The sequence below is a fragment of the Citrobacter sp. C13 genome (assembly GCF_014596815.2).
GTDB lineage: Bacteria > Pseudomonadota > Gammaproteobacteria > Enterobacterales > Enterobacteriaceae > Citrobacter > Citrobacter portucalensis.
The window spans coordinates 2,010,289-2,026,888 of the sequence record NZ_CP115024.1 but is presented as its reverse complement, the minus strand read 5'-3'; the positions used below and the strand labels follow the sequence as shown (position 1 = coordinate 2,026,888).

Below are 16,600 nucleotides of genomic sequence, written 5' to 3'. Positions count from 1 at the left end.
AATGCCAGCAGCCATTTTAAAAGGGAGTTTGTATGGTAAGCGCGCTTTATGCCGTATTGGGTGCGTTATTGTTAATAAAGTTCTCCTTTGACGTCGTTCGCCTGCGCATGCAATACCGCGTTGCCTATGGCGATGGAGGTTTTAGCGAGCTGCAAAGCGCTATCCGCATTCACGGTAATGCAGTGGAATATATTCCCGTCGCATTAGTGCTGCTGTTATTTATGGAAATGAACGGCGCAGAGACGTGGATGGTGCATATTTGCGGGCTGATGTTGATTGCCGGACGTCTGATGCATTATTACGGATTCCACCACCGACTATTCCGCTGGCGCCGTTCGGGCATGAGCGCAACCTGGTGTTCGCTGTTGCTAATGGTGCTGGCGAATCTTTGGTATATGCCCTGGGAGTTGGTTTTCTCCCTGCATTAGCGCACAATACGCCACTTTATTTTTCCCGGATTTTTACGTTATGTCTCACCGCGACACGCTTTTTTCTGCGCCTATCGCCAGTCTGGGTGACTGGACCTTTGATGAACGGGTAGCTGAAGTCTTCCCGGATATGATCCAGCGTTCCGTTCCTGGCTATTCCAATATCATATCTATGATTGGCATGCTGGCCGAACGTTTCGTACAACCCAACACGCAGGTCTACGATCTGGGCTGTTCTCTGGGCGCGGCGACGCTCTCGGTGCGTCGCAATATTTATCACGAGAATTGCAAAATTATTGCCGTCGATAACTCCCCGGCGATGGTTGAGCGCTGCCGTCGTCATATTGATGCCTATAAGGCACCGACCCCGGTTGAGGTTGTCGAAGGCGATATTCGCAACATTACTATCGAAAACGCCTCGATGGTGGTGCTGAATTTTACCCTGCAATTCCTTGAGCCACCTGAGCGCCAGGCATTGTTGGATAAGATTTATCAAGGGTTGAATCCCGGCGGCGCGCTGGTGCTGTCTGAAAAATTCAGTTTCGAAGACGCTAACGTTGGCGAGCTGCTGTTCAACATGCACCACGACTTCAAACGGGCCAATGGCTACAGCGAACTGGAAATTAGCCAGAAACGCAGCATGCTGGAAAACGTGATGCTGACCGACTCGGTAGAAACGCACAAAGCGCGACTGCATCAGGCCGGCTTTGAGCACAGCGAATTGTGGTTCCAGTGCTTCAACTTTGGCTCTCTGGTGGCGTTGAAAGCTGAGGTTAGCGCATGATCGATTTTGGTAACTTTTATCAGTTGATTGCCAAAAATCATCTGTCCCATTGGCTGGAAACGCTTCCGGCGCAAATCGCTGCCTGGCAGCGCGATCAGCACGGTCTTTTTAAGCAATGGTCAAACGCCGTCGAGTTTCTGCCCGAGCTGATGCCGCATCGTCTGGACTTACTACACAGCGTTACCGCAGAAAGTAAAGAACCGCTCAGCGAAGGCCAGCTTAAACGCATCGACACCCTGATGCGGAACCTGATGCCATGGCGTAAAGGACCGTACTCGCTGTACGGCGTCAACATCGATACCGAATGGCGTTCCGACTGGAAATGGGATCGTGTCCTGCCGCACTTGTCTGATCTCACCGGGCGGACCATTCTTGACGTCGGCTGCGGCAGTGGCTATCACATGTGGCGCATGATTGGCGCGGGGGCGCATCTGGCGGTTGGCATCGATCCTACGCAACTGTTCCTGTGCCAGTTTGAGGCAGTGCGTAAACTGCTGGGCAATGACCAGCGCGCTCACCTGCTGCCGCTGGGCATTGAGCAACTTCCAGCGCTCAACGCCTTTGACACTGTGTTCTCCATGGGCGTGCTTTATCACCGCCGCTCGCCGCTGGAACACCTGTGGCAGTTAAAGGATCAGTTGGTAAAAGATGGCGAACTGGTGCTGGAAACGCTGGTCGTCGAAGGTGATGAAAATACCGTACTGGTGCCGGGCGATCGCTACGCGCAAATGCGTAATGTCTACTTTATTCCATCTGCGTTGGCTTTAAAAAACTGGCTGGAAAAATGCGGTTTTGTTGATGTGCGCATCGCCGATGTCTGCGTCACCACCACCGAAGAGCAGCGCCGCACCGAGTGGATGGTAACCGAGTCACTGGCCGACTTCCTCGACCCGAACGACCACAGCAAAACGGTAGAAGGTTACCCCGCCCCGCTGCGTGCAGTCTTAATTGCGCGTAAGCCCTAGTCATTTTTGACTGGTGGCACATTTTCTCCAAAATAGTTCGGTTTGCGACAAGGCGGCGACGCAGCAAATCCTCGGGAGCGTAGATAACTACGTGACCGGGGTGCGCGAGGAAAGCCAACGCAGTAGCAGACCGAAATATGCAGGAGAAGGATAAAAAAAGGCCCCTGTTGAAATTGCAGGGGCCTGGTACGAGCAAGCATCATATTGGGCGACATGATGCAACGGTAAAATCAGTTGGCCTGATGGTGTGCAATGATTGCTTTCATTTCAGCAACCGCCGTCCCGTCTACCGCATAGCGCGAATACTCATCCGCCTGCGCATCCGAAGACATCGACAACCCCGAATTGCGATAACGCATTGGTGAAGCCAGCCATACTCCGGCAGAACTGTGGACTTCCTGCACTCCAGCATCAAGGAGCAGGGACAAATTCGAGGCGCGAACCCCCGCTCCGGCCATAATGATTGGAGCACCGGGCTGCGCAATAAGTTCCATTATTTTTGTTAAACCTTGCGCCGCATCTGATTTTTGCCCTGAAGTGAGTACTCTGGCAACACCCAAATCAGCTAATTTTTTAAGCGCATTGAGTGGGTTAGCACACATATCAAAGGCCCGATGAAAAGTGACTTGCAGCGAACCGGCGGCAATCATTATTTTCTCCATGCGCGGCATATCGACATTGCCATCCACATCTAAAATGCCGGTCACCAGCCCTGAGAATCCCAGTTCCCTGACCATCGCAATATCATCCAGCATTGCAGCAAATTCACCTTCGGTGTAGTAAAAGTCGCCTCCACGTGGGCGAATAATGGGATTGACGGGAATCGAAATGTGCTGGCGAACGGAACGCAAGACGCCCAGTGACGGCGTTAAGCCCCCTTCTTTGGGTGCCGAGCATAGTTCAATGCGATCCGCGCCTTTTTGCTGCGCCGTGCGCGCGCACTCCATGCTGTAACAGCAGATTTCCAGTATAGCCATGCTCACTCCTGACGTTCGCTTGCCACAATGGTTTCAATCGACCACGGATGGAATTTTATCGTCACGCTGCCATCGCTAACCGCCAGCGTCGGATTCGGTAAACGCTCACGCTCTCCTTTTGGCGAGCTGGTTTTCACAAAAATGCCCGGTTGACTCAGACCGTGATCGGAAAGCAGCGCCAGCGCGCGCGCATTCAGCGTTTCCGCCTCTCCCGGCAGAACAATTTCAATATGTTCCCAGCCTTCATGTGGGTAGCGTTTTTCGCCCGGCCACGGCAGTTCGACGATGGAAAATTGCCAATGTTGCACACAAACCGGCTCATGCAGTTTAAAAAGACAAATAGGTCTGCCGTTAATGATGTTTTCTGACAACAATTCACCGCACTGTTCAAACCCACGACGCCAGCGCTCTGCGGTGGTATTTTGATGGCAACGCAAGGAAATGTGATCGGCTTCCAGGCCTGTGATATCCAGCCCAAGACGGGTAGAAAGTTCCGTTAATGCCTGCGTGAAATGCGGTAAATCTGCAGAAATATCCTGTAGTTCTGCAACGGTTTGCCAGTTCGCCATATTAAAAGCTCATATCCATGTTCAAAGTCGCTAATTTACTCTGTTGCGCTGCGCCATCCAACCGCTGTTTTCTCCGAACACATCATGAATAAATTTACGCCATTGCATTGTTTATATTTCAGGCTACTGGCGGTACACACAATGCTGACGGCAACGGGCATTTGCAGTATACTCCCGCCCTTAATTCTTAAACTGGTGCGGTGAATTTTAGGCCGCTTCATAAATGTAAGGTATTCCGGTGAATATTCAGGCTCTTCTCTCAGAAAAAGTCAGTCAGGCCATGATTGCTGCAGGTGCGCCTGCAGATTGCGAACCGCAGGTTCGTCAGTCAGCAAAAGTACAGTTCGGCGACTATCAAGCTAACGGCATGATGGCTGTCGCTAAAAAACTGGGTATGGCGCCGCGACAACTGGCTGAGCAGGTGCTGACTCATCTGGATCTCAACGGGATTGCCAGCAAAGTTAAAATTGCAGGCCCGGGCTTTATCAATATTTTTCTCGATCCGGCATTTCTGGCGCAGCACGTTCAGCAGGCGCTGGCTTCCGATCGTCTGGGCGTCACTCAACCGGCTAAACAAACCGTCGTGGTTGACTACTCCGCGCCTAACGTAGCGAAAGAGATGCACGTTGGTCACCTGCGTTCCACCATCATTGGTGACGCGGCGGTGCGTACGCTGGAATTCCTCGGTCACAAAGTTATCCGCGCCAACCACGTCGGCGACTGGGGTACTCAGTTCGGTATGCTCATCGCGTGGCTGGAAAAACAGCAGCAGGAAAATGCCGGAGAGATGGCGCTGGCTGACCTGGAAGGTTTCTACCGTGATGCGAAAAAACATTACGACGAAGATGAAGCCTTCGCGGAACGCGCCCGTAGTTATGTCGTGAAACTGCAAGGCGGCGACGAATACTTCCGCGAGATGTGGCGCAAACTGGTCGACATTACCATGTCGCAAAACCAGTTAACCTACGATCGCCTCAACGTTACTCTGACCCGTGACGACGTCATGGGCGAAAGCCTGTACAACCCGATGCTGCCTGGTATCGTGGCCGATCTCAAAGCTAAAGGCCTGGCTGTTGAAAGCGAAGGCGCTACCGTCGTATTCCTTGATGAGTATAAGAACAAGGAAGGCGAACCGATGGGCGTTATCATTCAGAAGAAAGATGGCGGCTATCTCTACACCACAACCGACATCGCCTGCGCCAAATATCGTTACGAAACCCTGCATGCCGACCGCGTACTGTATTACATCGACTCCCGTCAGCATCAGCACTTAATGCAGGCCTGGACCATCGTACGTAAAGCTGGTTATGTGCCGGATTCAGTGCCACTGGAACACCACATGTTCGGTATGATGCTGGGCAAAGACGGTAAACCGTTCAAAACCCGCGCGGGCGGCACGGTAAAACTGGCCGATCTGCTGGATGAAGCGCTGGAGCGCGCACGTCGTCTGGTCGCGGAGAAGAACCCAGACATGCCTGCCGACGAACTGGAAAAACTGGCAAATGCGGTCGGTATCGGCGCAGTGAAATACGCGGATCTGTCCAAAAACCGTACTACCGACTACATCTTCGACTGGGACAACATGCTGGCGTTCGAAGGTAACACCGCGCCATATATGCAGTACGCTTATACCCGCGTACTGTCCGTGTTCCGTAAAGCAGATATCGACGAAAGCGCGCTGGCAAATGCGCAGGTCGTCATCAGCGAAGATCGCGAGGCTCAACTGGCGGCACGTCTGCTGCAGTTTGAAGAAACGCTGACCGTCGTTGCACGTGAAGGTACGCCACACGTGATGTGTGCTTACCTGTACGACGTTGCTGGTCTGTTCTCCGGCTTCTACGAGCACTGCCCTATTCTCAGCGCTGAAAACGAAGAGATTCGTAACAGCCGACTGAAACTGGCACAGCTGACGGCGAAAACGCTGAAGCTGGGTCTGGATACACTGGGTATCGAAACCGTAGAACGTATGTAAGTTAGCTAACAATAAGGCCTGAGTCTGTAATCCGGACTCAGGCCTTTTTTGTTTCTGATCTAAACGATTTCTGAATATTCTCCCTATCCCCCAGATACCACTGCAATACATTCTCAAACAGGCGTAATCTGCAAATCCTGATGTTTTACAAAAGGATTTGAATCATGAGCGGCGGTAAACCGGCAGCCCGGTTGGGCGACATGACGAAGTTCGGCGGCCCGATAGCCCAGGGCTCCATGGGCGTGATGATTGGCGCCCCCACCGGCGTCGCCTGCTCGGTGTGTCCCGGCGGTGTCACCTACGGCTCCCCGGTTAACCCGCTGCTCGGCGCCAAGGTCCTGCCCGGTGAGACCGATTTCGCCCTGCCCGGCCCGCTGCCCTTTGTCCTCACCCGCGCCTACAGCAGTTACCGGACCCGTACCCCGGCACCGGCCGGCATCTTCGGCCCCGGCTGGAAAGCACCATTCGATATTCGCTTACAGATACGTGATGAGGAACTTATCCTCAATGATAACGGCGGGCGCAGTATTCACTTTGAACACCTGCTCCCGGGGGAAGTGGCCTTCAGCCGCAGCGAACGCTTCTGGCTCGCCCGTGGCGGCGTGGCGAAGCGGCACGAGAGTCATCCCCTGCACCGTCTCTGGCAGGCGCTGCCGGAAGACACCCGCCTGAGCCCGCATCAGTACCTGGCGGCAAACAGCCCACAGGGACCATGGTGGATACTGGGGTGGCCTGAACGGGTACCGGAGCCGGATGAGGTACTTCCTGCCCCGCTGCCGCCGTACCGGGTGCTGACCGGGCTGGTGGACAGTTTCGGGCGCAGACTCTCATATCACCGTGATGCCGCCGGGCCGTTCAGCGGCCATATCACCGGGGTGACCGATGGCGCAGGCCGCCGTTTCCGGCTGGTGCTGAAGCAGATGAACACACTGCCCGCCACCCGCTACGGCCAGGATGACGGGGTCCGCCTCGGTGCCGTCTGGCTGACGCACGACCCGGAATACCCGGACAACCTGCCGGCATCCCCGCTGGCGCGCTATGACTATTCCCCGCGCGGGGAGCTGGCAGCGGTGTATGACCGGGGCGGGGTGCAGGTTCGCCGCTTTGACTATGCCGCGGATACCCCGGGCAGGATGGTGGCACACCAGTACGCCGGACGCCCGCAGACCACCTACCGCCACGATGCAGCGGGCCGTGTGGTGGAGCAGCATAATCCGGCAGGCTTGAGCTACCGCTATGAATACGGGAAAAACGCCGTCACCATTACCGACAGCCTGCACCGCCGGGAAGTGCTGCACACCGAAGGCGAAGGTGGCCTGAAGCGGGTGGTGAAAAAGGAATACGCCGACGGCAGCGTGACCCGCAGTGAATACAGCCCCCCGGGCTGGCTCACCGCGCAGACGGATGCGGCAGGCCGGAAAACCGAATACCGGTACAGTATCGCTTCCGGTAACATCACCGAAATTATCTCCCCTGACGGCCGGAAGACGGCGTTTTATTACAATGACGGGCGTCAGCTGACCGGTATCACCCACCCGGACGGTTTACGGGAGAAGCACGAATACGATGAATATGGCCGCCTGACTGCGCAGACTTCCCGTCAGGGGAGCATCACCCGCTATGTGTATGATGACCCGCACAGTGAATACCCCTGCACCAGCGAAGACGCCACCGGCAGCAAAAAGCAGATGGTGTGGAGCCGCCACGGGCAACTGCTGAGCTTCACCGACTGTTCGGGGTATGAAACCCGCTATGACTATGACCGTTTCGGGCAGGTCACAGCCGTTCATCAGGAAGAAGGTCTCAGCCAGTATCGCGCTTACGATACCCGGGGCCGGCCTGTCAGCCAGAGAGATGCGGCAGGCCGCGAGACCCGCTATGAATACAGTGAGGCCGGCGACCTGACGGCAGTGATTACCCCGGACGGCAACCGCACTGAAACGCAGTACGATGCGGGCGGCAGACCGGTCAGTATCACCGCAGGCGGCCTGACCCGCCGGATGCAGTACGATGCCGCCGGACGGGTGACGCAGCTGACCAATGAGAACGGCAGCCACACTGAATTCACTTACGATGCACTGGACAGGCTGACGCAGCAGACCGGCTTTGACGGGAGAACGCAGCAGTATGACTATGACCTGACAGGGAAAAGGGTGTGCAGTAAGGACGAAGACCTCGTCACGGTGTGGTATTACGATGACGCTGACCGCCTGACGCACCGCACGGTGAACGGCGAACCGGCGGAACAGTGGCAGTACAACGAACGCGGCTGGCTGGCGGAAATCAGCCACCTCAGTGAAGGCCACCGGGTCGCCGTGCACTACGGCTACGATGAGAAAGGCCGTCTCATCCACGAACAACAGGTGGTGCATCACCCGGAAACGGACGAACCGCTCTGGCAGCATGAGACCCGGCACGACTACAGCGACGCTGGCCTGGCGCACCGCATGACATCAGACAAACTGCCTGCCGTGGAGTGGCTGACTTACGGCTCCGGTTATCTGGCTGGAATGAAACTCGGCAGCACCCCACTCATCGACTTCACCCGCGACCGCCTGCACCGGGAGACACAACGCCTTTTCGGCGAATACACGCTCACCACCGGCTACAGCGCGGCCGGACAGCTGCTGAGCCGGCACCTGAACAGTCCGCTTCTGAACCGCGACTACGGGTATGACGGGGCCGGGCATCTGACCCGCATCAGCACCCCGCGCCAGACCCGGGAATACGACTACAGCCAGACCGGCAGGCTCACCGGCGTGCGCATGACTGCGGACGGCCTGGATATCCGCCTCCCTTACGCCACCGACCCGGCGGGCAACCGTCTGCCGGACCCGGAACTGTACCCGGACAGCCTCCTCACAGTATGGCCGGATAACCGTATCGTGCAGGATGCACAGTACCTGTACCGCTATGACCGTTACGGCAGGCTGACGGAGAAGACGGACCGTATCCCGGACGGGGCCATCCGCATGTACGATGAACGCACACACCGCTACAGCTACGACAACCAGCACCGGCTGGTGCACTACCTCCGCACACAGTACGGCAAAAAGCAGGCGGAAGGAGGGTATCTCCACGACCCGCTGGGCAGGCGTATCGGAAAGCAGGTGTGGAAACGGGAGCGTGAACATCCGGACCATGACCAGATGGCGCTGTCGCACAGGCCGTACACCACCTGGTACGGCTGGGACGGCGACCGGCTGACCACCACGCAGACGGCGCAACACCGTGTCCAGACGATTTACGAACCCGGCAGCTTCACGCCGCTCATCCGGGTGGCGACCGCCACGGAGGAGCTGGATACCCTGCGCCGTCACCGGACGCTGGCGGAGAAACTCCGGCAGGAAGGCAGCGAGGATGGCGCTGGCGTGGTGTTCCCGCCGGCGCTGGTACAGATGCTGGACCGCCTGGAAGGTGAGCTGCGCGCCGGGGTTATCAGCGATGAGAACCGGCAGTGGCTGGCCGGGTGCGGCCTGACGCCGGAACAGATGGCGGCGCAGATGGAGCCGCTGCCGGTCCCGGAAAGGACGCTTCATCTGTACCACTGCGACCACCGGGGCCTGCCGCTGGCGCTGATAAGCCAGGATGGCGCCATCAGCTGGCGTGCGGAGTATGACGAATGGGGCAACGTGCTGCGGGAAGATAATCCGTACAATCTGCAACAGCTGATACGCCTGCCGGGCCAGCAGTATGACGACGAATCCGGACTGCACTACAACCGCCACCGCTACTACAATCCGGGACAGGGACGGTATATCACCCAGGATCCGATAGGGCTGGAGGGGGGATGGAATCTTTATACGTATCCGTTAAATCCGGTGATATATATGGATCCGCTGGGGCTGAATGTACTTCCATTTCCACCAGTCCTTGCGCCAGGTATGTCAAACTCAACAAGCGAGCTTAATAACAGGGCTGCACAAGCGTTAACAAAATGGTGGAGTAATACTTTCAACAAAGGGGACGCAAAATGTTTACCTGCAACCCCGGCAAACATTAGAATGGTTGTAGCTGATAGCCCTTTAATGACTTTGCAACAAAACGTTTCAGTTCCTGCCATAGCCGCATATACAGAAATGCTGGAAAATGGAAGTGTGCCGCCTCCAGTGGAAATGGATAAAGACGTTATTGTTGAAGGTAATCACCGGATGGTTGCTGGCTTATTATGTGATACTTTTCCTCCAGTAACGCCAGGAACTCGTCCCTTAACAGTACCTATACATCCATTTAGCCAGATTAATCCTGATATTGATGACTGGGGGAACAGATGATAAGAGTAAATTTTGTAACAGATAATTTTCTTGATATCGATGCGACAACATTGACCGGATATGATTTCAGTGGAATGAATTTGCATCGAGCTATTCTCAATGAATTTTGTCTGGATGGCACTGTATTTAAAAATGCTCATTTAAGAAATGTTCTCATTCAATATACATCTGCCAGGAATGCAATATTTTATCAAGCGGCATTAATGAACGCTCTCCTTAATAATTCAGACATAAGTGGAGGGGATTTTAGAGAGTCAAAGCCAATAGGTGCAAACTTTGAACTATCTATATTGGTTAAAGCAAATTTTAATAATGCAGATGTTTGGCATGCCAATTTTTCTGGTGCTAATTTGTGTGGAGCGAACTTATTGTTCAAGAGATATGATGGCATGAATGTCACAAATGCGTTATTTGATAAATATACACTATGGCCAGATGGTTTTGATCCTACATTAAATGGCGCTGTATATAATGATAGTGACAATTAGGTTTTTTCCAAGCTCACACTTCTTCTTTAGTGGAGACAGCAATGGCAGATATTGAAGCCCTGCCATTATCTGGTTCTCCACATAATGGCGGGGCAATAACTAATAGAGATACATGCTAATAGTGCTTCAGCGATAAAACCGGCAGTGGCTGGCCGGGTGCGAACAGATGGCGACGCAGATGGAGCCGGTCCCGGAAAGGACGCTTCATCTGTACCACTGCGACCACCGGGGCCTGCCGCTGGCGCTGATAAGCCAGGACGGCACCATCAGCTGGCGTGCGGAGTATGACGAATGGAGCAACGTGCTGCGGGAAGATAATCCGTACAATCTGCAACAGCTGATACGCCTGCCGGGACAGCAGTATGACGACGAATCCGGACTGCACTACAACCGTCACCGCTACTACAATCCGGGGCAGGGACGGTATATCACCCAGGATCCGATTGGGTTGAAAGGCGGGTTGAATTTTTATACGTATCCGTTAAATCCAGTTATGGAAGTGGATGCGCTAGGATTATCATCATTTATTAGCAATATGGGTTATGGAGTCAGTGAGCGATCTTCACTCGGTTTGCATATGTGTGAAAATGGCGAATCTCCCGAAGATATTGCTAAAGCTATGTCTCCACCATCTGCAAAACCTATTGCTACGGGAGAGTGCCGGGCTTCAGCATTTGCAGCGGCAGGTAGTGGTATATCTGGAACAATTTCGGCTAATGAAAAGACAGGTCCGGGGGGACTAATGAGCTTTCCAGTAGCTGCTGTTGGTGCCCGAGCTTCTGCTACCTGTGGATTGAAGTTTAGAGACCCTGATGCCAAAGATTTAAAAGTTAACGCAGGGGCTTCTTTTGGATTGGGGATCTTTAGTATTGAGATAGCTCAAACATCAACATGGCCTGAAGTATATATTGGTGTTGGTGCAGGTATCGGTCCCGAAGTAAAAATACCATATACACCAAGTGTATCTGTTCCAGTATTTTAGTAGAGGATGATATGTGTGAAGAAATCAGAATTGCCAGAATTGTTGTATTTTTTTGTGTATTCTCAATGGCTTTATTTGTTGTTTTTTACGGGGTAAGATTTTGTAAAAAAAACAATATAGACATGAATACTTTTTCAGGCATGCTTGAAATGTATCGGCGTATTTTCATGTTTGAAAATAAATATTTCTCTATTTTAATGTTGGTTTGTATATATGGCGGTGCGTTGCTTGGACTTATAACTTTTGGCGTCAGTCTTTGGGCGGAAACACAAGGTTGTGTGTTCCCAACACGATATAGTTAATTATCACAAGATGGGATAGAGCAGGAACTGCGGCTCGGTGAAATCAGCGAGACAAACCAGCACTGGCTAGCGCAGTGCGGGTTAACGCTGGAGCGGATGCTGAACCAGCTGACGCCGTTATATATCCCGCTGCGTAAACTCCACCTGTACCACCGGGGCTTGACGCTGATTAGCCAGGACAGCGCCATCAGCTGGCGTGCGGAGTATGACGAATGGGGCAACGTGCTGCGGAAGGATAATCGACACAATCTTCAACTGCTTATTCGCCTGCCGGGACAGCAGTATGACGACGAATCCGGGCTGCACTACAATTCGGGACAGGGACGGTATATCACCCAGGATCCTATTGGGCTGAGAGGAGGATTAAACCTGTATACGTATCCATTAAATCCGCTCATAGAGATAGATCCGTTGGGATTAACTTCTATAATTATTGGTAATGGACCAGTGCCTGATAATCCTTTTGGTCATGCGGCTCTAGCAACAACGAGAGATGGTGTTATGAGTTTTGGCACTGGGGATAGTATAGGCACTACCTCCTTGAATTCTTACTTTAATAAAATGCAGCCGCGAAGAGACAGCTGGATTTGGGTCGTTGATACAACTTCCGAAGAAGAAGGGTGTATGTTCAACAAAGCAAAAGAAATGGATAGACACCAAGGTCTCTTTGTTGATAACTGCTATAGTCGAACAAATGCTATTTTTGAAGCTTGTGGTTTTATCAATCCACATATGAACACTAATTCACCCGTTAGCTTGCAAGTGTTAGGTGGGCTCTACGGCTCTCAGCATATAATGATACCTAAAGGTAATTTCCTTAGCTTACCTCCCGAGTTAAATGGTTTTAGCAGCGGTGGAAAATGAGATTTTTTAAGCGATTGACATTGCTGTTTACGATTTTTTTAGTTGCATGCGATTATTATTATGCAGCTACGGATTATAAGGATTACAGCGTCCTTCAATATGTGAGTCTGCATGATAAACTCACCAATGGGGAAAATACCCCAAATGCAATTGATATTGATGGGCATTGTTTTTTAAAGAAAAATAATGTCTGGCTTTTGCTCAATGGTAGTTCTAATAAAGAAATAAAAACCTTGGATGAGAACCCGATTCCATGCTTGTCAAAAAATGAGATTGAATGGTGTGAAATTGTCTGTGGTGGCCTCTCAGATGAGAACATAAATAATTTAAACGATATTTTATGCTCCAATTAAAAGCGTTCTATGCAACAGGGCAAGGAGTCTACTCCCACCACAGCCTGCCGCTGGCACTGATTAGCCAGGACAGCGCCATCAACTGGCGTGCGGAGTATGACGAATGGGGCAACATGCTGCGGGAGGATAATCGACACAATCTTCAACAGCCTATTCGCTTGCCGGGACAGCAGTATGACGACGAATCCGGGCTGCACTACAACCACCACCGCTACTACAATCCGGGACAGGGACGGTATATCACCCAGAATCCGATTGGACTGGAGGGTGGATCGAACCTATGTTCATACTCGCTAAATCCTATTAAGAATGAAGGAGAATATGGTTTAGACGTAAAAATTATCTCCAACTACAATCCTTCCTGATGGACTTTACAGATGATTACTTATCTACAATTGTAACAACCCACAAGGAATGACACATTTCCCTAGAGATATGGAACATCTTTTGCCTGTCATCCCGTCTAAGCCTCCGTATCATTAGGCGGCGAATTAATCGGGTACGGGTCAATGACATTCAGAGATTTTGAGGCGGAAGAAAAGCTCTTCCAGCGGCGTGTATTGGTGGCCTTTGGCCTGGTAGTCATCTGTTTTGGCATCCTGATTTACAATCTGTATAACTTACAAATCTGTCAGCACCAGTATTACACCACCCGGTCGAATGCAAACGACATCAAAATGCTGCCCGTCGCCCCAACGCGCGGCATGATTTACGATCGCAACGGCATCCCGCTGGTGCGCAACGTTACCTGGTACGATATTTCTGTTACGCCGTATAAAATCAGCGATATGAATGCGTTACTCCAGCAGCTCACGCCGATCGTTGACCTCACTCCTGATGACATAGACCAGTTTCGCCATGAGCTGAAAACCAGCAGCCGCTATCGTCCTGTGGTGCTAAAAAATGCGCTAACCGATGTCGAAATCGCCCGTTTCTCGGTAAACCAGTTTCATTTTAGCGGCGTCAACATCAATAGTTACGAAGACCGCCAGTATCCCTATGGCGCGGCGCTGGCGCATGTCCTGGGTTATGTTTCAAAAATCAATGACAACGACCTGAAAGCACTGGATCAAAAAGGTCTGGCGGAGAACTACGCCGCCGATCACAACATCGGTAAGCAAGGTATTGAGCGCTATTACGAAAACGAACTGCATGGAAAGACCGGTTATCAGGAGGTGGAAGTAGATAACCACGGACGCATCGTACGCCTGATCAAAGATGTGCCGCCCGTTGCCGGAAAAGATATCCATCTGACGCTGGATTTACATTTACAGCAATACATTGAGAGCTTGTTGGCTGGCCAGCGTGCCGCCGTTTTGGTTGAAGATCCACACGACGGTTCCGTACTGGCGATGGTCTCAAACCCCAGCTACGACCCTAATCCATTTGTCAAAGGCATCAGCTATCAGGACTATAACAAGCTACTCCAGGATAAAGACCTGCCATTAATCAACCGCGTCACGCAGGGATTGTACCCTCCCGCTTCAACGGTCAAACCGTATATGGCGATGTCGGCATTACTGAACGGTGTGATCACGCCGCAGACCAGTTTCTTCGGTGCCCCTACCTGGACGCTACCCGGCACCGAGCGACATTACCGTGACTGGAAAAAAACGGGCCACGGTATGCTGGATGTCACCAAAGCGATAGAAGAGTCTGCCGATACGTTCTTCTATCAGGTGGCGTATATGATGGGGATCGACCGGATTAACAGCATGCTCAGCCAGTTTGGTTACGGTAAACCGACCGGCATCGATCTTGATGAGGAGTATAACGGCCTGCTCCCGAGCCGCGAATGGAAGCAAAAAGTACACAAAAAAGCCTGGTATCAGGGGGACACTATTTCAGTTGGCATCGGTCAGGGCTACTGGATTGCCACGCCTATCCAGATGGTAAAAGCCATGGTCGCACTGATTAACAACGGCAAGGTTATCGTCCCTCACCTGCTGCTCGATGAAGAGAGCGGCAAAACCATCACGCCGTATCAGGCTCCAGAAGCACCTTCACAAATCGCCTCGGCCTCATCGCCCTACTGGGGACTGGTGCGTCAGGCGATGTTCGGCATGGCGAATGAACCAAATGGTACAGGTTATAAGTTCTTTCACACCGCGCCTTACGGCATTGCGGCAAAAAGCGGCACCTCGCAGGTCTTTAGCCTGAAAGAAAATCAGACCTACAATGCGAAGATGATCCCTGTCCGCTTGCGCGACCACGTGTTCTATACCGCATTTGCACCCTATAAGAACCCGAAGGTCGCGGTGGCCTTAATTCTGGAAAACGGCGGCAGCGATGGTGTCACCGCCGCGCCGGTTATGCGTCAAATCATGGATCATCTGTTTGCCCCGCAGGACAACACGGTACAAACAGTGACGACTGAACAATCAGGTCCGATAGCGGTATCGCCATTGAATACCGATATCAAAAATACTTTCGCAAGTATTCGGTAAGGCACAGCATCGCCATCGCCTGTCCGTAAGGCATGGAGGTCCGAGGGATGTTGCGGTAGAAATCAAGATTATGTCCCATCCCGGTACCAAACGAGGTGTGCAGCAGTTCACCTTCCGGTGAAATATGCTGCACAATGCCGCGAATGGCTTTTTCGGCCACCAGCGCATACTCTTGCCCAACATAGCGTTTACGTACTGCTTTGAGGATCCCATAGGCAAATCCGGCAGTTGCCGATGCCTCCAGATACGACTGAGGGTCGTCCAGCAAGGTATGCCACAACCCACTTTCATCCTGGCATTTCGCCAGCGCCGCGATTTGCGCGTTCAGGACCTGAACCAGATAGCGGTGAACAGAATTGTTTTCCGGTAAATCAAGTAATTCGAGGAAGTCCGGGATCACGATAGTTAACCAACTGTTGCCACGCGCCCAGCGGGCATTAGCAAAGTTATGATTTCCTTCATAGCTCCAGCCGTGGAACCACAGCCCCGTTTCTTTATCCATCAGGTTTTGCACGTGCAGCAGGAACTGATACGTTGCCTCTTCGATGTAGTCCGGGCGATTGAGTAGCTTGCCAATCTTCGCCAGCGGTAAAACCGTCATCATCAGCGTGTCATCCCACATCTGTTGATGGTTTTCTTCCGCCAGCGTGATGTGTTGCATACCACCAAATTCGGTACGCGGCATCTCATGCATTGCCCACTCAGCCCAGCTGTCGAGCCACGGCAGATACGCTGGGTTACGCGTCTCTTCATAGCGATACGCCAACGTTAAAAATGGCGCCATGGTGTTCACGTTTTTGGTGGTCGCACCTTCAGCAAAACGCTCGGCAAACCAGCTATCGATGATATCGCGCATCGTTTCATCGCCGGTTTGCAGATAGTACTGATACATCCCGTACAGGCCGACGCCGTGTGTCCACTCCCATCCCGCCCAGCCTTTAGTATCAATTACGCGTCCATCGTCCAGACGCAGCAAGAACTCGCCGGTTTCGTCATGAATATTGACCAGGTTATGCGTCACCTTTTTGATCAGCGTTTTTAATTCATCCCTGGCAATAAAATGTTCTGGCTGGCGCAATAACGGGCTATGTTTAACCGGGTAAACAATCATTTACTTAACCTCTGTCAATGTCGGATTCAATGCTGAGACTTGCCCCTGTTACGGCGCAGCAGCTTTTTTGGAGGCCCCGCAATC

At 52.5% G+C, this 16,600-nt stretch carries 12 protein-coding genes and 4 pseudogenes; 13 read left to right on the top strand and 3 right to left on the bottom strand.

All coding sequences use genetic code 11. The features are described 5' to 3' along the window. Positions 1–32: 32 nt before the first annotated feature. The 3 genes from IB222_RS09580 to cmoB are packed head-to-tail and all read left to right on the top strand — an operon-like array spanning position 33 to position 2,177. Entirely contained in the window at positions 33–428 is a 396-nt protein-coding gene (locus tag IB222_RS09580; protein ID WP_003833847.1) for an MAPEG family protein, read from the top strand. A 40-nt stretch (positions 429–468) separates the two neighbouring features. Then, entirely contained in the window at positions 469–1,212 is a 744-nt protein-coding gene (gene cmoA, locus IB222_RS09575) for a carboxy-S-adenosyl-L-methionine synthase CmoA (protein ID WP_148361858.1), read from the top strand. Beyond that, on the top strand, positions 1,209–2,177 hold the full coding sequence (gene cmoB / locus IB222_RS09570; RefSeq protein ID WP_125112494.1) for a tRNA 5-methoxyuridine(34)/uridine 5-oxyacetic acid(34) synthase CmoB: 969 nt from the start codon (positions 1,209–1,211) through the stop codon (positions 2,175–2,177). Before cmoA ends, cmoB begins: the two co-directional genes overlap by 4 nt. Positions 2,178–2,407: 230 nt before the next feature. On the opposite strand, the gene cutC is transcribed toward cmoB, so the two are convergent. Both cutC and IB222_RS09560 read right to left on the bottom strand, forming a co-directional pair. Beyond that, entirely contained in the window at positions 2,408–3,154 is a 747-nt protein-coding gene (gene cutC / locus IB222_RS09565; protein WP_063940881.1) for a copper homeostasis protein CutC, read from the bottom strand. Positions 3,155–3,156: 2 nt separating this feature from the next. Then, positions 3,157–3,723, bottom strand: coding sequence for a VOC family protein (locus IB222_RS09560; protein WP_003833855.1), 567 nt, complete (start codon positions 3,721–3,723; stop codon positions 3,157–3,159). A gap of 238 nt (positions 3,724–3,961) precedes the next feature. Between IB222_RS09560 and argS the strand changes: the two genes are divergently transcribed. The 10 genes and pseudogenes from argS (at position 3,962) to mrdA (ending at position 15,405) form a co-directional block, all read left to right on the top strand. After that, positions 3,962–5,695: an arginine--tRNA ligase gene (gene argS, locus IB222_RS09555; RefSeq protein WP_149385080.1), complete on the top strand. Its 1,734-nt coding sequence runs from the start codon at positions 3,962–3,964 to the stop codon at positions 5,693–5,695. A gap of 164 nt (positions 5,696–5,859) precedes the next feature. Continuing rightward, positions 5,860–6,171 (top strand): annotated as a pseudogene (locus tag IB222_RS09550) (DUF6531 domain-containing protein); the annotation flags it as partial. A gap of 663 nt (positions 6,172–6,834) precedes the next feature. After that, positions 6,835–9,543, top strand: a pseudogene (locus IB222_RS09545) (RHS repeat-associated core domain-containing protein); the annotation flags it as partial. A 422-nt stretch (positions 9,544–9,965) separates the two neighbouring features. Continuing rightward, the gene (locus tag IB222_RS09540) at positions 9,966–10,457 is read left to right on the top strand and encodes a pentapeptide repeat-containing protein (RefSeq protein ID WP_149385226.1); all 492 of its coding nucleotides are present in this window, start codon (positions 9,966–9,968) and stop codon (positions 10,455–10,457) included. A gap of 136 nt (positions 10,458–10,593) precedes the next feature. Then, a pseudogene (locus IB222_RS09535) lies at positions 10,594–10,950 on the top strand (RHS repeat-associated core domain-containing protein); the annotation flags it as partial. A gap of 500 nt (positions 10,951–11,450) precedes the next feature. Continuing rightward, positions 11,451–11,741: a hypothetical protein gene (locus IB222_RS09530; RefSeq protein WP_148361855.1), complete on the top strand. Its 291-nt coding sequence runs from the start codon at positions 11,451–11,453 to the stop codon at positions 11,739–11,741. Positions 11,742–11,783: 42 nt separating this feature from the next. Beyond that, a pseudogene (locus IB222_RS09525) lies at positions 11,784–12,605 on the top strand (RHS repeat-associated core domain-containing protein); the annotation flags it as partial. Then, the gene (locus IB222_RS09520) at positions 12,602–12,958 is read left to right on the top strand and encodes a hypothetical protein (protein ID WP_148361853.1); all 357 of its coding nucleotides are present in this window, start codon (positions 12,602–12,604) and stop codon (positions 12,956–12,958) included. The pseudogene IB222_RS09525 and the gene IB222_RS09520, both read left to right, overlap by 4 nt. After that, the gene (locus IB222_RS09515) at positions 12,946–13,323 is read left to right on the top strand and encodes an RHS repeat-associated core domain-containing protein (RefSeq protein WP_148361852.1); all 378 of its coding nucleotides are present in this window, start codon (positions 12,946–12,948) and stop codon (positions 13,321–13,323) included. Before IB222_RS09520 ends, IB222_RS09515 begins: the two co-directional genes overlap by 13 nt. 144 nt (positions 13,324–13,467) lie before the next feature. Continuing rightward, positions 13,468–15,405, top strand: coding sequence for a penicillin-binding protein 2 (gene mrdA / locus IB222_RS09510; protein WP_003833859.1), 1,938 nt, complete (start codon positions 13,468–13,470; stop codon positions 15,403–15,405). Here mrdA and IB222_RS09505 read toward each other — a convergent pair. Continuing rightward, complete coding sequence (locus tag IB222_RS09505) at positions 15,377–16,516, bottom strand: glycoside hydrolase family 105 protein (RefSeq protein ID WP_148361850.1); 1,140 nt, start codon at positions 16,514–16,516, stop codon at positions 15,377–15,379. The genes mrdA and IB222_RS09505 overlap by 29 nt on opposite strands. Between the last annotated feature and the right edge of the window lie 84 nt (positions 16,517–16,600).

Coding starts and splice junctions, on each gene's coding strand:
- cmoB (WP_125112494.1), top strand. CDS start 1,209: ATGATCGATTTTGGTAACTTTTATCAGTTGATTGCCAAAAATCATCTG.
- IB222_RS09580 (WP_003833847.1), top strand. CDS start 33: ATGGTAAGCGCGCTTTATGCCGTATTGGGTGCGTTATTGTTAATAAAG.
- IB222_RS09520 (WP_148361853.1), top strand. CDS start 12,602: ATGAGATTTTTTAAGCGATTGACATTGCTGTTTACGATTTTTTTAGTT.
- IB222_RS09540 (WP_149385226.1), top strand. CDS start 9,966: ATGATAAGAGTAAATTTTGTAACAGATAATTTTCTTGATATCGATGCG.
- IB222_RS09530 (WP_148361855.1), top strand. CDS start 11,451: ATGTGTGAAGAAATCAGAATTGCCAGAATTGTTGTATTTTTTTGTGTA.
- cmoA (WP_148361858.1), top strand. CDS start 469: ATGTCTCACCGCGACACGCTTTTTTCTGCGCCTATCGCCAGTCTGGGT.
- IB222_RS09505 (WP_148361850.1), bottom strand. CDS start 16,516: ATGATTGTTTACCCGGTTAAACATAGCCCGTTATTGCGCCAGCCAGAA.
- cutC (WP_063940881.1), bottom strand. CDS start 3,154: ATGGCTATACTGGAAATCTGCTGTTACAGCATGGAGTGCGCGCGCACG.
- IB222_RS09515 (WP_148361852.1), top strand. CDS start 12,946: ATGCTCCAATTAAAAGCGTTCTATGCAACAGGGCAAGGAGTCTACTCC.
- IB222_RS09560 (WP_003833855.1), bottom strand. CDS start 3,723: ATGGCGAACTGGCAAACCGTTGCAGAACTACAGGATATTTCTGCAGAT.
- mrdA (WP_003833859.1), top strand. CDS start 13,468: ATGACATTCAGAGATTTTGAGGCGGAAGAAAAGCTCTTCCAGCGGCGT.